Source organism: Pseudomonas sp. TH10 (assembly GCF_016651255.1).
Taxonomy (GTDB): domain Bacteria; phylum Pseudomonadota; class Gammaproteobacteria; order Pseudomonadales; family Pseudomonadaceae; genus Aquipseudomonas.
Genome location: NZ_JAEKEG010000172.1, coordinates 1 through 14,666, shown reverse-complemented (window position 1 = coordinate 14,666; position 14,666 = coordinate 1). Strand labels below are relative to the sequence as shown.

The 14,666-nt window shown below is 59.7% G+C and carries 11 protein-coding genes and 2 pseudogenes; 9 read left to right on the top strand and 4 right to left on the bottom strand.

Annotated features, from left to right (window positions below; genetic code table 11):
• Positions 1-194 precede the first annotated feature (194 nt).
• Positions 195-2,477, top strand: a complete 2,283-nt coding sequence (locus tag JFT80_RS22640; protein ID WP_201149552.1) for a bifunctional diguanylate cyclase/phosphodiesterase — start codon at positions 195-197, stop codon at positions 2,475-2,477.
• On the opposite strand, the gene JFT80_RS22635 is transcribed toward JFT80_RS22640, so the two are convergent.
• Both JFT80_RS22635 and JFT80_RS22630 read right to left on the bottom strand, forming a co-directional pair.
• Entirely contained in the window at positions 2,368-3,261 is an 894-nt protein-coding gene (locus JFT80_RS22635; RefSeq protein WP_374091441.1) for an NAD(P)-dependent oxidoreductase, read from the bottom strand. The two genes, JFT80_RS22640 and JFT80_RS22635, sit on opposite strands and share 110 nt — an antisense overlap.
• Positions 3,262-3,489: 228 nt before the next feature.
• Positions 3,490-3,796, bottom strand: a pseudogene (locus JFT80_RS22630) (DUF2288 domain-containing protein).
• 352 nt (positions 3,797-4,148) lie between these two features.
• On the opposite strand from JFT80_RS22630, the gene JFT80_RS22625 reads away from it, so the two are divergent.
• The 5 genes from JFT80_RS22625 to JFT80_RS22605 all read left to right on the top strand — a co-directional run bounded on the left by JFT80_RS22625 (position 4,149) and on the right by JFT80_RS22605 (position 9,149).
• A complete protein-coding gene (locus tag JFT80_RS22625; RefSeq protein WP_201149548.1) occupies positions 4,149-5,276 on the top strand; it encodes a branched-chain amino acid ABC transporter substrate-binding protein in 1,128 nt (375 codons plus the stop codon).
• A 230-nt stretch (positions 5,277-5,506) separates the two neighbouring features.
• Complete coding sequence (livH, locus tag JFT80_RS22620; protein ID WP_201149546.1) at positions 5,507-6,430, top strand: high-affinity branched-chain amino acid ABC transporter permease LivH; 924 nt, start codon at positions 5,507-5,509, stop codon at positions 6,428-6,430.
• Complete coding sequence (locus JFT80_RS22615; protein WP_201149545.1) at positions 6,427-7,683, top strand: high-affinity branched-chain amino acid ABC transporter permease LivM; 1,257 nt, start codon at positions 6,427-6,429, stop codon at positions 7,681-7,683. Before livH ends, JFT80_RS22615 begins: the two co-directional genes overlap by 4 nt.
• Positions 7,680-8,447 (top strand): high-affinity branched-chain amino acid ABC transporter ATP-binding protein LivG, encoded by a 768-nt coding sequence (gene livG / locus JFT80_RS22610; RefSeq protein ID WP_201149544.1) that lies wholly within the window; start codon positions 7,680-7,682, stop codon positions 8,445-8,447. The genes JFT80_RS22615 and livG overlap by 4 nt, the downstream gene beginning before the upstream one ends.
• A complete protein-coding gene (locus tag JFT80_RS22605; RefSeq protein WP_003222380.1) occupies positions 8,448-9,149 on the top strand; it encodes an ABC transporter ATP-binding protein in 702 nt (233 codons plus the stop codon).
• 57 nt (positions 9,150-9,206) lie between these two features.
• Here JFT80_RS22605 and JFT80_RS22600 read toward each other — a convergent pair whose 3' ends face one another.
• A complete protein-coding gene (locus JFT80_RS22600; RefSeq protein WP_201149543.1) occupies positions 9,207-10,115 on the bottom strand; it encodes a LysR family transcriptional regulator in 909 nt (302 codons plus the stop codon).
• A 104-nt stretch (positions 10,116-10,219) separates the two neighbouring features.
• Between JFT80_RS22600 and JFT80_RS22595 the strand changes: the two genes are divergently transcribed.
• The 3 genes and pseudogenes from JFT80_RS22595 (at position 10,220) to JFT80_RS22585 (ending at position 13,429) form a co-directional block, all read left to right on the top strand.
• A complete protein-coding gene (locus JFT80_RS22595; protein WP_201149542.1) occupies positions 10,220-10,819 on the top strand; it encodes a short chain dehydrogenase in 600 nt (199 codons plus the stop codon).
• Between the two features lie 245 nt (positions 10,820-11,064).
• Positions 11,065-11,718, top strand: coding sequence for a COG3650 family protein (locus JFT80_RS22590; RefSeq protein ID WP_201149541.1), 654 nt, complete (start codon positions 11,065-11,067; stop codon positions 11,716-11,718).
• 98 nt (positions 11,719-11,816) lie between these two features.
• Positions 11,817-13,429, top strand: a pseudogene (locus JFT80_RS22585) (NAD(P)/FAD-dependent oxidoreductase).
• Positions 13,430-13,590: 161 nt separating this feature from the next.
• On the opposite strand, the gene JFT80_RS22580 reads toward JFT80_RS22585, so the two are convergent.
• A partial coding sequence (locus JFT80_RS22580; protein ID WP_201149540.1) for a PLP-dependent cysteine synthase family protein occupies positions 13,591-14,666 on the bottom strand: 1,076 nt, incomplete at its 5' end.

Below are 14,666 nucleotides of genomic sequence, written 5' to 3'. Positions count from 1 at the left end.
GTTAAGCTGATAGGCGGCCATGAAGAGCCCAATGCCCGCGCGATTTGATTATTGCCAAACGCTCTAATACTCATTCCAAATCGATTGACGCCAAACTGCCACCACGGCTTGCGCTTCCGCCGTGCGCTCTATACTCCAAGGCAACCCGCCTGCAGCAGTGGCGGCAGCCAGGATGACGACAAACGGGAAATGCTATGGAATGGCTTGGTTTGCCTTTCATTACCGGCCTACCAGACAGTGGACAGGTAATCCTGAGTTGCACCCACAATCCGTTTCTAGTGCTGCTGGCATACGTGGTTGCGTGCGTTGGCAGCTTTGCCATGCTGGACATGGCCGAACGGGTGGATCATGCACAGAAGGCGGAATCACGGTGCCTGTGGAGCCTGACAGGAACTGCCTGCCTGGCAGGTGGAATCTGGGCCATGCACTTCATTGGCATGCTCGCGTTTCAAGCGCCTGTCGAGATCCATTACGCCCTGCCCATTACCCTCGCCTCCCTGCTGATTGCCCTGCTCGCTTCATGGCTGGTGATGCTCACCCTCAGCCAGGCGCAACAAACCCTGTGGCGTTACGTAAGAGCCTCGGTGTGCATTGGCCTGGGTATCGCCGCCATGCATTACGTCGGCATGGGTGCCATGCGCTCCGAAGCCGCCGCTTACTTCGAGCCGACGCTGTTCACACTGTCTGTGCTAATCGCCATGCTGGCCGGCCTTGCCGCCCTGCTGATCGCCCGGCAGTTGCGCGGCGGCATGGGCCTGCCCCATCAACTGAAGAAATACACCGCCAGCCTGGTGCTTGGCGCCGGTCTCTTCAGCATGCACTTCACCGGCATGGCCGCGTTCAATATGGTGCTGCCTGCAGGCAGTGCCCTGACGCCGCCTGGCGAAAACGATCACCTGCAACTGGGACTCACCGTGGCCGTCATGACGCTGCTGATCATCGGCAGCGCAATCAGCGCGGCAGTGGCCGACAAGAAACTACAAAACAAGGAACACGACCTGCGGCGGGTCAACGCCCTGCTCAGCCAACTCGATCAAGCGCGCATGTCACTGCAACAAGTGGCCAACTACGATGCGCTGACCAACCTGATCAACCGCCGCGGCTTCAACCAGATCTTCGCCGAGAAACTCAGTCAGAAAACCACCGAAGGCGGCATGCTCGCAGTGATGTTTCTCGACATTGATCACTTCAAACGCATCAACGACAGCCTCGGCCATGACGCGGGTGATGCGCTGCTCAAAGTCATCGCCGAGCACATCAGAAGCTCGGTGCGCAGTCATGAAGATGTGGTCGCAAGGTTCGGCGGCGATGAGTTCTGCATTCTCATTGGGTTGCACGACCGTGAGGAAGCCCGGCAAATGGCCCAGCGCATCATGATGAAAATGAAGGAACCCATCGAGCTGGCGGGACGGCGCATGGTGATGACCACCAGCATTGGCATCAGCCTGTTTCCCGAAGATGGCAGCACCTGCGAAGAACTGTTGAAAAACGCCGACCTGGCGCTCTACCAGTCCAAGGGCAATGGCCGCAACGGCCTGAATTTCTTCAGCGCGAACCTGAAGACCCGTGCAACGCTGGAACTGCAACTGGAAGAAGAACTGCGTCACGCCCTGCGCGAGAACACCGGACTGATGCTGTATTACCAACCGATCTTCGACCTCAAGACAGGGCTGGTGAGCAAGCTCGAAGCCCTGGTGCGCTGGCAGCATCCGGTGCATGGCCTGCTCTCGCCAGAGCGGTTTATCACCATCGCCGAAGCCAACGGCCTGATTGCGGAACTGGACAACTGGGTGCTGCGCAAAGCCTGCGAAGACTTGAGTGAATTGTCCCGCCAGGGCTGCGAAGCACTCAGGATCGCGGTGAATTGTTCACCGCTGAACCTGGCGCGCGAGGAACTCGCCGATGAAATCGAACAGGCGTTGCGGGTCGCCGGTGTAGCCCCGGAACGGCTGGAACTGGAAGTCACGGAAAATGCACTGATGGGCAACATCGCCAATACACTGGTGCTGTTGCGGCAAATCCGCGCCCTCGGCGTGTCGCTGTCAATCGACGACTTCGGTACCGGTTACTCGTCGCTGGCTTACCTCAAACGCCTGCCGCTAAACACGCTGAAGATCGACCGTTCGTTCATCCTCGATATTCCCAAAGCCACGGCGGACATGGAGATCGTCCAGGCAATCATCGTCATGGCCCACACCCTGCATTTGCAGGTGGTGACCGAAGGCGTGGAAAGCCTGGAGCAGTACGAGTTCCTTGAGCGTTCGGGCTGCGATTTCATTCAGGGTTACCTGCTCAGCCGACCGGTGCCGCTGGACGAACTGCGCCCGGTGCTGGAAGAAATCAATCAGCGCAAACACTCCCATACGGTCAATCCGCTGATTCTGGCGCGCGGTACATTTGCACCAGTGTCGCTGGATCCTTCGCCAAAAAACCCTGCGCCCCATGCAGGCGCATCAATTGTGCGGCCAATCCGCTGATCGGCGTCGCCGAGCCTTGCTCGCGGGAGAATTTCACTGCGGTGTCGAGATCCTTGAGCAGCGTGCGCACGTGCCACTTGATCGGTTCGAAGCGGCTTTCAGCCATTTGCGGGGCGAGGATCTGCAACGGTTTCGAATCGGCAAAACCGCCCGCCAACGCCTCGGCGATCAGACTCGCATCGACCCCGGCCTGCTCGGCGAGCGCCACCACTTCGGCGATCACCAGCGCATTGCAGGCGACAATCATCTGGTTGCAGGCCTTGGTCACCTGGCCGGCGCCGACGCCGCCCATGTGGGTCACCCGCTGGCCGATGCTCAGCAATGCAGTCCTGACCCGCTCAAGATCCGCCGCCGCCCCGCCGACCATGATCGCCAGACTGCCGGCCTCGGCGCCGACCACGCCGCCGGACACGGGTGAGTCGAGCCAGGCCATGCCGGTTTTTTCTGCCAGTTCAGCGGCCATCTCGCGAGTGGCGGTCGGTTCGAGGCTGGAAAAGTCCACCAGCAACTGGCCGTTTTTTGCACCTTCAGCCACGCCACCGGCGCCAAACACTACTTCACGCACCACTGCAGTATCCGCCAGGCAAAGCATGACCACGTCCGCGTGCGCACACAGCTCGGCCGGCGTCGAAACCTGTCGCGCCCCGGCCTCGACCAGCGGCAAGCACTTGTCCGGATTGCGATTCCACACAGTCAACGCAAAGCCCGCCGCCATCAATCGTCGGCACATCGGCAAGCCCATCAGGCCGATACCGGCAAATCCCAGGGAAGGTAAAGTTGCCACGAGTGGTTCCTCCAATTGAACAGCGGTAAAAAGCCTGGTGTGCTCGAACCGGGCCAACATCTGGAAACAATTAAATCGACCAATGGCGGGTCAGCCAACTGTTCCCGTTACGTGCGCGTCACCCTCTCCACGCGTTCGATGTGGCCTTTCTCCACGGCAACATGCCATCACGCTACGGGCCTACACACTTTCCAGCAAGCAGCTCACGCACCAATAAAGCGCAGAGGTTTATTCGCCCGCCCTTTCCTGGATCAGAATCCACGGCGAAACCACCACGGCCCACAGCTCTGGATCTCGCTCGAAAAGATCCAGCGCCCGCGATTCAGAGAGCTTGGCGAGTTTGTCGTCGGCCAGCCAGGCAGCCACTTTCTCACCTTCGTCAACCGCCACCGCCTCGGCCGCGGCGATCAAATCCAGAGCCTGGGTCGACCCACAATAGGGCACCCTTGGCGAAGAACGGCTCCAGCTCTTTCCAGGTAATAGATGCGGTCTCGCCGAGCAGCTTGGCATAGAGGGTGCTAGGTTGTTGATTCATGGGAACTGTCCGGAAAAGAAATCGACGCGAATGATAACGTCGGTGGTCCGTCAGAAAAACCCGGTTGCAAATGGCTTCACCGAACGAAAAGAGCAGGAACGCCAAGGAATGCTGCTGATTGGGATATATGCCCACGAACGCCCCGCCGCAATTCTGTCTTTTTCATTCAAAAATGCGACACCCCCAAGTTTTGCCCCTCGGCGCCCGCTTCCCAGGCCAACAACCGGCGCTCTACACTGTACCGGTACAGTTGCCGGGGGCATTTCCGGAGGGTATCGCAAAGATATCTGACCCGGTTCTGCTGCTACGGCGCCAGAACTCAAAAAAATTACAACAGTAAGAGTGGAGCACTATGACTAAGGCTACTAAGCAGATTTCCAAACTGTTTGCCGCTATGGTTCTGGCCGGGGTTGCCAGCCATTCGTTCGCAGCTGACACCATCAAAATCGGTATCGCCGGCCCTAAGACCGGTCCAGTAGCCCAATACGGCGACATGCAGTTCAGTGGCGCGAAAATGGCCATCGAGCAGATCAACGCCAAGGGCGGCGTCGACGGCAAGAAACTCGAAGCCGTTGAATACGACGATGCCTGCGATCCGAAACAAGCGGTAGCGGTAGCGAACAAGGTCGTCAACGACGGCGTCAAGTTCGTGGTCGGTCACCTGTGCTCCAGCTCCACTCAACCGGCTTCGGACATCTACGAAGACGAAGGCGTGATCATGATCACCCCGGCTGCCACCAGCCCGGACATCACCGCCCGTGGTTACAAAATGGTCTTCCGCACCATCGGTCTGGACAGCGCCCAGGGCCCTGCCGCCGGTAACTACATTGCCGATCACGTGAAACCGAAAATCGTTGCGGTATTGCACGACAAACAGCAATACGGTGAAGGCATCGCCACCGCCGTCAAATCGACCCTTGAAAAGAAAGGCGTGAAAGTTGCCGTGTTCGAAGGCGTCAACGCCGGCGACAAGGACTTCTCCTCGATCATCGCCAAACTCAAGCAAGCCAACGTCGACTTCGTTTACTACGGCGGCTACCACCCAGAGCTGGGCCTGATCCTGCGTCAGTCTGCTGAAAAAGGCCTGAAAGCCAAGTTCATGGGTCCGGAAGGCGTGGGTAACGACTCCATTTCGCAGATCGCCAAAGACGCTTCCGAAGGTCTGCTGGTGACCCTGCCGAAATCCTTCGACCAGGATCCGGCCAACGTCGCCCTGGCTGATGCATTCAAGGCGAAGAAAGAAGACCCGAGCGGTCCTTTCGTGTTCCCGTCCTACTCGGCAGTTGAAGTGATCGCCGGCGGTATCGCCGCAGCGAAATCCGAAGACCCGGCCAAAGTAGCCGAGGCCATTCACGCCGGCACCTTCAAAACCCCGACTGGCGACCTGAGCTTCGACGCCAAGGGCGACCTGAAGGACTTCAAATTTGTGGTTTACGAGTGGCACTTCGGCAAACCAAAAACTGAAGTTTCGCCTCAGTAAGGCGCTGCCTGACTGACTGCCAATAAAGCCCACGGCGTGCCGTGGGCTTTGTTTTACGAATGTATGGGCCGCGCTTGCGTGATCCGCAAGTCTCCCCACCTGAAAATCTCAAAACCGTCATCAGCGGTTCGCTGGCAAAACCCGGATTCGAAGTGGATATAGATCCACGGGGCCGGGCGGGAAAATGACTCCACCAGTGAAATGCGTATCAGGTTTTTAGGAGCGTTGTAATGCCTGACCTCTATCACTTCTTCCAGCAGCTGGTTAATGGCCTGACCATTGGCAGCACGTATGCCCTGATCGCCATCGGCTATACGATGGTTTACGGCATCATTGGAATGATCAACTTCGCCCACGGCGAGGTGTACATGATTGGCTCCTACGTGGCGTTCATCGCCATCGCAGGCCTGGCCATGATGGGACTCGACAGCGTCCCGCTGCTGATGACTGCCGGTTTCATCGCGAGCATCGTCGTCTGCAGTGCCTACGGTTACAGCATCGAACGGATTGCCTATCGCCCATTGCGTGGCAGCAACCGTCTGATTCCGCTGATCTCGGCCATCGGCATGTCGATCTTCCTGCAGAACACCGTTCTGCTGTCGCAAGACTCCAAGGACAAATCCATCCCCAACCTGATCCCCGGGAATCTCTCATTCGGGCCAGGTGGTGCACATGAAGTGCTGATTTCGTACATGCAGATCGTCGTGTTCGTGGTGACCCTGATCGCCATGCTCGGCCTGACGCTGTTCATCTCCCGTTCTCGCCTGGGTCGCGCCTGCCGCGCCTGCGCCGAAGACATCAAGATGGCTAACCTGCTCGGCATCAACACCAACAACATCATCGCCCTGACCTTCGTCATTGGTGCTGCGCTGGCGGCCATCGCGGCCGTGCTGCTGAGCATGCAATATGGCGTGATCAACCCGAACGCCGGTTTCCTCGTCGGCCTCAAAGCCTTCACCGCGGCAGTACTCGGCGGCATCGGCAGCATCCCCGGCGCCATGCTCGGCGGGTTGGTGCTTGGGGTGGCGGAAGCGTTTGGCGCCGATATCTTCGGCGACCAGTACAAGGACGTCGTGGCTTTCGGCTTGTTGGTTCTGGTGCTGTTGTTCCGTCCGACCGGCATTCTGGGCCGTCCGGAGGTTGAGAAAGTATGACTAGGAATCTTAAACAGGCACTGTTCAGTGCGCTCTTGGTTTGGGCAGTTGCGTATCCGGTGCTCGGCCTCAAACTGACCATCGTCGGCATCAACCTGGAAGTCCACGGCACCAGCAACATGACCCTTGCAATCATCGCCATCTGCTCGGTGCTGATGTTCTTGCGGGTGCTGTTCAACCAGCAGATCAGCAAGGCGTGGAATTCCTCGCCGGGCCTGCCGTTGATCCCGGCCAAGGCCAGCAACTTCCTGACCCTGCCGACCACGCAACGCTACTTCATCATTGCGCTGATCATCGGTGCACTGGTGTGGCCGTTCTTCGGTTCGCGTGGCGCGGTGGACATCGCGACGCTGATCCTGATCTACGTGATGCTCGGCCTCGGCCTGAACATCGTCGTCGGTCTGGCCGGTCTGCTCGACCTCGGTTACGTCGGTTTCTACGCCGTCGGCGCCTACAGCTACGCGCTGTTGTCGCACTACTACGGTCTGAGCTTCTGGATCTGCCTGCCGATTGCCGGCCTGATGGCGGCGACGTTCGGCTTCCTGCTGGGCTTCCCGGTATTGCGTCTGCGCGGCGACTATCTGGCGATCGTGACGTTGGGTTTCGGCGAAATCATTCGTCTGTTCCTGCGTAACCTGACCGACATCACCGGCGGCCCGAACGGCATCAGCAACATCGAGAAACCAACGTTCTTCGGCCTGACCTTCGAACGTAAAGCCGCGGAAGGCATGCAAACCTTCCACGAGTATTTCGGCCTGCAATACAACTCGATCAACAAGGTGATTTTCCTTTACCTGGTTGCCCTGTTGCTGGCGCTGGCGGCGCTGTTCATCATCAACCGTTTGCTGCGCATGCCGATCGGCCGTGCGTGGGAAGCGCTGCGTGAAGACGAAATCGCCTGCCGTGCGCTGGGTCTCAACCCGACGATCATCAAGCTGTCGGCTTTCACCCTGGGTGCGAGCTTCGCCGGTTTCGCCGGTAGCTTCTTCGCTGCCCGTCAAGGTCTGGTGACCCCGGAATCGTTCACCTTCATCGAGTCGGCGATCATTCTCGCCATCGTTGTGTTGGGTGGCATGGGCTCGCAACTGGGCGTGATTCTCGCGGCCGTGGTGATGATCCTGTTGCCGGAAATGATGCGTGAGTTCAGTGAATACCGCATGTTGATGTTCGGTGCGCTGATGGTGTTGATGATGATCTGGCGTCCACAAGGTCTGCTGCCGATGCAACGCCCACACATGGAGTTGCGAAAATGAGCCGCGAGATCTTGAAAGTTGAAAACCTCAGCATGCGCTTCGGCGGCTTGCTGGCGGTCAACGGCGTGGCCCTGACCGTGAAGGAAAAACAGGTGGTTGCCTTGATCGGGCCGAACGGCGCGGGCAAGACCACCGTGTTCAACTGCCTGACCGGTTTCTACAAGCCGTCCGGCGGCAGCATCCTGCTCGACGGCGAGCCGATTCAAGGCCTGCCGGGCCACAAGATCGCCCTCAAAGGCGTGGTGCGGACCTTCCAGAACGTACGGTTGTTCAAGGACATGACGGCGGTCGAGAACCTGTTGATCGCGCAGCACCGTCACCTGAACACCAACTTCCTGGCCGGCCTGTTCAAGACCCCGTCGTTCCGCAAAAGCGAGCGCGAGGCGATGGAGTTTGCCGAGTACTGGCTGGAAAAGGTCAACCTCAAAGAGTTCGCTAACCGCACCGCCGGCACCCTGGCTTACGGTCAGCAACGACGTCTGGAAATCGCTCGCTGCATGATGACTCGTCCGCGGATCCTCATGCTCGACGAACCAGCCGCCGGCCTGAACCCGAAGGAAACCGAAGACCTCAAGGCGCTGATCAGCGTGCTGCGTGAAGAGCACAACGTGACGGTGCTGCTGATCGAACACGACATGAAACTGGTCATGAGCATTTCCGACCACATCGTCGTGATCAACCAGGGCACGCCTCTGGCCGACGGCACGCCGGAACAGATCCGCGACAATCCTGAAGTGATCAAAGCCTACCTGGGGGAAGCGTAAATGCTGCAGTTCGAAAACGTTTCCACCTTCTACGGCAAGATCCAGGCGCTGCACAGCGTCAACGTCGAAGTCCGTCAGGGCGAGATCGTCACCCTGATCGGCGCCAACGGTGCCGGCAAGTCGACGCTGCTGATGACGCTGTGCGGTTCGCCGCAAGCGCACAGCGGCAGCATCCGTTACATGGGTGAGGAACTGGTCGGTCAGGACTCGTCGCAGATCATGCGTAAAAGCATCGCCGTGGTGCCGGAAGGTCGTCGGGTGTTCGCGCGTCTGACCGTTGAAGAAAACCTCTCCATGGGCGGCTTCTTCACCGACAAGGGCGACTATCAGGAACAGATGGACAAGGTTCTCGGACTTTTCCCACGCCTGAAAGAACGCTTCAACCAGCGCGGCGGCACCATGTCCGGCGGCGAACAGCAAATGCTCGCCATCGGCCGTGCGCTGATGAGCAAGCCCAAGCTGCTGCTGCTCGACGAGCCGTCGCTGGGCCTGGCACCGATCATCATCCAGCAGATCTTCGACATCATCGAACAACTGCGCAAGGACGGTGTAACGGTGTTCCTGGTGGAGCAGAACGCCAACCAGGCGCTGAAAATCGCCGACCGCGCGTACGTTCTGGAGAACGGCCGCGTGGTCATGCAAGGCACCGGTGAAGCGCTGCTGACCGACCCGAAAGTACGTGAGGCGTACCTCGGCGGCTAGGCACAGTACCCTGTAGGAGCTGCCGGAGGCAGCTCCTACGTGGTTATATGCGATGCCTCAAAGCTTGTCCAACGCCTCACCACTGCGCTTGAACCACCCCATCAGATAGTCCGCCAGCACCTGCGTGCGTTTCGGCAAACCGCCCTGGTATGGATGCACCAGATACATGGGCATCCTGCGGGTCTGATAGTCACGCAACAACCAGCGCAAGCGCCCGTCGGCCAACTCCGTTTGCAATAAATACGACGGCAACCGCGCAATCCCCGCACCCGCCAGCGCCGCTTTCTTCAGCAGGCTGTAATGATTACTGGCGAACGGTCCCATCACTCGCACCCGCAGCAACTCGTGCTGCTGGTGATAGAGCCATTCTTCGCGACCGCTGTAATGGCTATTGAGCAGGCAGCGGTGCTCTGCCAGTGCCTGTGGTGTTGCGGGCTCACCATAGTGTTCAAGGTACACAGGGCTGGCGCAGGTCATTTCCTGCCAGGCCAGCAGCGGTTTGGCCACCAGTCGCTCGTCATTCGCCACTTCGCTGCGAATCGCCAGATCGAAGCCGTCCCGGGACAGATCGCGGTAGCTGTTGTTCAGCTCCAGCTCGATCTGCACCTCGGGATACTGCTGCGAGAACTCCAGCAGCAGACCATCGAAGAAGGTTTCCCCCAGCGAAACCGGAACCGTCATACGCACGGGACCGGCCATGTCGTCTTTCAGTCGCGCCAAGGCCTGACGCGCTCTTTCGACCTGGACGACAAGCGCCTGCGCCTGCGGCAACAGCGCAGCGCCCGCGGCGGTCAGGCTCAACCGGCGAGTCGTGCGATGCAGCAACACCACGGCAAACTGTGTCTCCAGATGGCTGATGCGCTTGGACAACTGGCCCTTGCTACAGCCCAATTGCTGCGCGGCCAGGGTAAAGTTTCCGGCTTCAATCAACACGGCAAACGCTGCGAGATCATCCATTTCGCTCATGGATTGTTTCCATTTGAAAACCAAAGGTTGCCCATTAGCACGCTTATCTGCAGAAAAAACCACTCTAGACTGAAACCTCGTTCAAACACTTGAGGCACTGCACGATGAAAATTCTGTTGATAGGCGCGGGCGGCACCATCGGTTCGGCCGTAGACAAAGAGCTCTCGCAACGCCACGAAGTCATTCGCATTGGTCGCAACAGCGGCGATTTCCATGTGGATATCAGTGACAGCGCATCCATCCGCAAGCTGTTCGAGCAGACCGGCAAGTTCGACGCACTGGTCTGCGCCGCCGGTAACGTGACCTTTGCCCCGCTGGGAGAGATGAACGCCGACAGCTTCGCCCTCGGCCTGAAAGACAAATTGATGGGTCAGGTCAACCTGCTGCTGATCGGCCGTGAGTTCGCCAACGATGGCGCCTCATTCACCTTCACCACCGGCGTACTCAGCCACGATCCGATCCGCAGCGGCGCATCGGCGGCACTGGTCAACGGCGCGCTGGACAGCTTCGTGCGCGCGGCGGCTATCGAATTGCCTCGCGGGTTACGCGTGAACTCCATCAGCCCGACCGTGCTGTTGGAGGCGATGGGCAGTTATGCGCCGTACTTCCGCGGGTACAAACCGGTTCCTGCGGCCGATGTGGCTTTGGCTTACGCCAAAAGCGTAGAAGGCTTGCAGACGGGTCGGACTTTTCACGTGGGCTGAGCGCCTGAGACAGTCTGTGGGAGGCTTGCCAGTGATCTGTGGGGCCTTGCCGGTGATCTTTGGGAGCAAGGCTTGCCCGCGATGGCGCCCTTGAGATCGCTATCGCCAGCAAGCTTTGCTCCCACAGTTGATCCAGGTTGATCCAGGTTCAGGCAGTGGGAGCCAGGGGGAGGCCACTGCATCGCCGGGGTTGTGATGAGCGGTCAGGCTGCGTAACGTGGCGGCACTTGTCTGGAGAACCAAAGATGCGTGTTGCCCGTTCCCTTGTCCTCGTTGCCTTGCTTCCATTGTTTGCCGCGTGCCAGTTGTTCGATGGTCCGCGGCAAAGCGCCTCCCACGTGGGCCAGACCCGCATGCAGGGACAGTTGACGGCGGCGGATGGCAAGCTGGTGTTCCAGCCGTGCAATCAATCGAGCAGTTTTGTGGTCAACGACACCGGTGGCACCAGCGTGCTGCAGGAGGCTGCGACCCTGGCAGACAATCAGGGCAAGTTGTTTGCCGACGTGCGCGGGCGCATCGACGGCAACCGCCTCGACCTGCAGCAGTTGTACCGCGTTGAACGCTCGGGCACGGCGTGCGACGATCCGAATTTCAAACTGCTGATCCTGCGTGCCGCCGGCCATGGCCCGGAGTGGAACGTCAAAGTCAGCGGCAAAGGCATGGTCATCGACCGCGAAGGCCTGCCGCCACTCGCCGTGCCGTATGTTGAAGAACAATTGGGCGACGGGCGCTTCAACCTCAGCAGCGAAGCCAACAACCAGCGCATCGAGCTATGGGTCGCGCCGCAGCGCTGCGTCGACAGCAGCACCGGCAGCGTGCAGCACATGAGCGCCGAACTGCGCATCGACGGCCAGGTGCAACGTGGCTGCGGGTATTTCGGCGGATCACGCAACGACTGAGCGTTTTAGCCCTCACCGAATCCGGGCTTTGCGGCTTATAATCGCGGCCTTCAAACGCCTTGGCGCAGTTGTGCGCCCCGCGAACCCGGATCCTCGCCATGTTACGAATCACTGAACTCAAGCTGCCAATCGACCATCCCGAAGAAGACCTGCGCCCTGCCATCGTGCAGCGCCTGGGCATCGCCAGCGATGATTTGCTCGATTTCACCTTGTTCAAGCGCAGCTACGATGCGCGCAAAAAGTCCTCCGAACTCTGCTTCATCTACACCATCGACCTCAACGTACGCGACGAGGCCAAGGTGCTGGGCAAGTTCGCCGACGACCGTAACGTCAACGTGGCGCCGGATGTCAGCTATAAATTTGTCGGCCAGGCGCCAAGCGACCTGAGCCAGCGCCCGATTGTCGTCGGTTTCGGCCCGTGCGGGATCTTCGCAGGTCTGCTGCTGGCACAAATGGGCTTCAAGCCGATCGTCCTCGAACGCGGTACCGAAGTCCGTCAGCGCACCAAGGACACTTGGGGCCTGTGGCGTAAAAGCGTGCTTAACCCCGAGTCCAACGTACAGTTCGGCGAAGGCGGCGCGGGGACGTTCTCCGACGGCAAGCTGTACAGCCAGATCAAGGATCCGAAGTTCCTTGGCCGCAAAGTCCTGCACGAGTTCGTCAAGGCCGGCGCGCCGGAAGAAATCCTCTACGTCAGCAAGCCGCACATCGGTACGTTCCGTCTGACCGGCATGGTTGAAAACATGCGCGAGCAGATCCGCGAACTGGGCGGCGAAGTGCGCTTCCAGGAGCGCGTCACCGACGTACTGATCGAAGACGGCCAACTGGTCGGCGTTGAACTGGCCAGCGGTGAAACCCTGCATTCGAAACACGTGGTTCTGGCCCTCGGCCACAGTGCCCGCGACACCTTCCGCATGCTCCATGGCCGTGGCGTGTTCATGGAAGCCAAGCCGTTCTCGGTGGGTTTCCGCATCGAGCACCCGCAGTCGCTGATCGACCGTGCACGACTGGGCAAATACGCCGGTCACCCGAAGTTGGGCGCCGCCGACTACAAACTGGTGCACCACGCCAAGAACGGCCGTTCGGTCTACAGCTTCTGCATGTGCCCGGGCGGTACCGTGGTCGCGGCAACTTCGGAGCCGAACCGCGTCGTCACCAACGGCATGAGCCAGTACTCGCGTAACGAGCGTAATGCCAACTCCGGCATCGTTGTCGGTATTACTCCGGAAGTCGATTATCCGGGCGGCCCACTGGCCGGGATCGAGCTGCAGGAACGCCTGGAGTCCCACGCTTTCGTGCTGGGGGCAGCAACTACGAAGCCCCGGCGCAACTGGTCGGGGACTTCATTGCCGGCAAGCCGTCCACCGCACTGGGGAGTGTCGAGCCGTCCTATAAACCCGGAGTCGCCTTGGGGGACCTGGCCCTGGCGCTGCCGGCGTTTGCCATCGAAGCGATTCGTGAAGCACTGCCTGCCTTCGAAAAACAGATTCGCGGCTACTCGCTGCACGACGCGGTGCTGACCGGGATCGAAACCCGCACGTCCTCGCCGCTGCGCATTACCCGCGACGAGTCGATGCAGAGCCTCAACGTCAAGGGTCTGTTCCCGGCGGGTGAAGGCGCCGGTTATGCGGGCGGGATTCTCTCGGCAGGTGTGGACGGGATCCGGATCGCCGAAGCAGTGGCTCGCGACATACTCGGCCTCGAGGCCTGATGTTCTAAGCCACTACAAAAGCTTGTGGAAAAACCTGTGGGAGCGAGCCTGCTCGCGATTGCATACGATCAGCCAGCATATCTGGTGAATGTTAATCCGCAATTGCGAGCAGGCTCGCTTACATAGGTCTACCACATAGGCTCTTCAGTGCCGCAGCGCCTTCAGATGTTGGCGCGTAAAACGCTGGTCGGCAGCGCCTCGCCGCGCTCTGCGCTTGCTGCAACTGCCTCGATCAAAGCGTCCAACTCATACCCCTGCGCCTTCAGCCATTCCGGATCGTAATAGGTGTCGGCATACCGCTCGCCGCCATCGCACAGAATCGCCACGATCGATCCCGACTCCCCCGCCACTTTCATCTGTTGCGCCGCCATCAAGGCGCCGATCAGATTGGTCCCGCTCGACCCGCCAACATGCCGCCCAAGACGCTGCGCTAGATAATGCATGGCGGCGAGTGACAAGGCGTCCGGCACTTTGACCATTGCATCGATCACCTTTGGCAGGAACGACGCTTCGACCCGTGGTCGGCCAATGCCTTCAATTCGCGAACCGCAATCGAGGCGCAGGCTTGCGTCGCCAGTCTGGTAGAAATCGAAGAACACCGAACGCTCGGCATCCGCGCACAGAACGCGGGTGCAGTGCTGGCGATAGCGCACGTATCGGCCAAGAGTCGCGGTGGTGCCGCCGGTGCCGGGGCTGGAAATCAGCCAGCTCGGTTCCGGGTGCTTTTCGTAGCGCATCTGCTGGAAGATCGACTCGGCGATGTTGTTGTTCGCGCGCCAGTCGGTAGCGCGCTCGGCGTAGGTGAACTGGTCGATGAAATGACCGCCATGCTCACGGGCCAGGCGCTCGGATTCGGCGTAGATCTGCGTCGGATCTTTCACCAGGTGGCTTTGCCCACCATAGAAGGCAATCTGCGCGATCTTCTCCTTCGACGTGGTCGCCGGCATCACCGCAATGAACGGCAAACCGAGCATGCGTGCGAAATACGCCTCAGAAATCGCCGTGGAACCGCTGGACGCCTCGATCACCGGCGCACCGGGCTTCAGCCAGCCGTTACACAGCGCGTAGAGAAACAGCGAACGCGCCAGCCGATGTTTGAGGCTGCCGGTCGGATGGCTCGACTCATCCTTGAAATACAACTCGATGCCCGCAAAACCCGGCAACGGCAAAGGGATCAGGTGGGTGTCGGCGCTGCGCTGGAAATCCGCCTCGATGATGCGGATGGCTTCACGGGCCC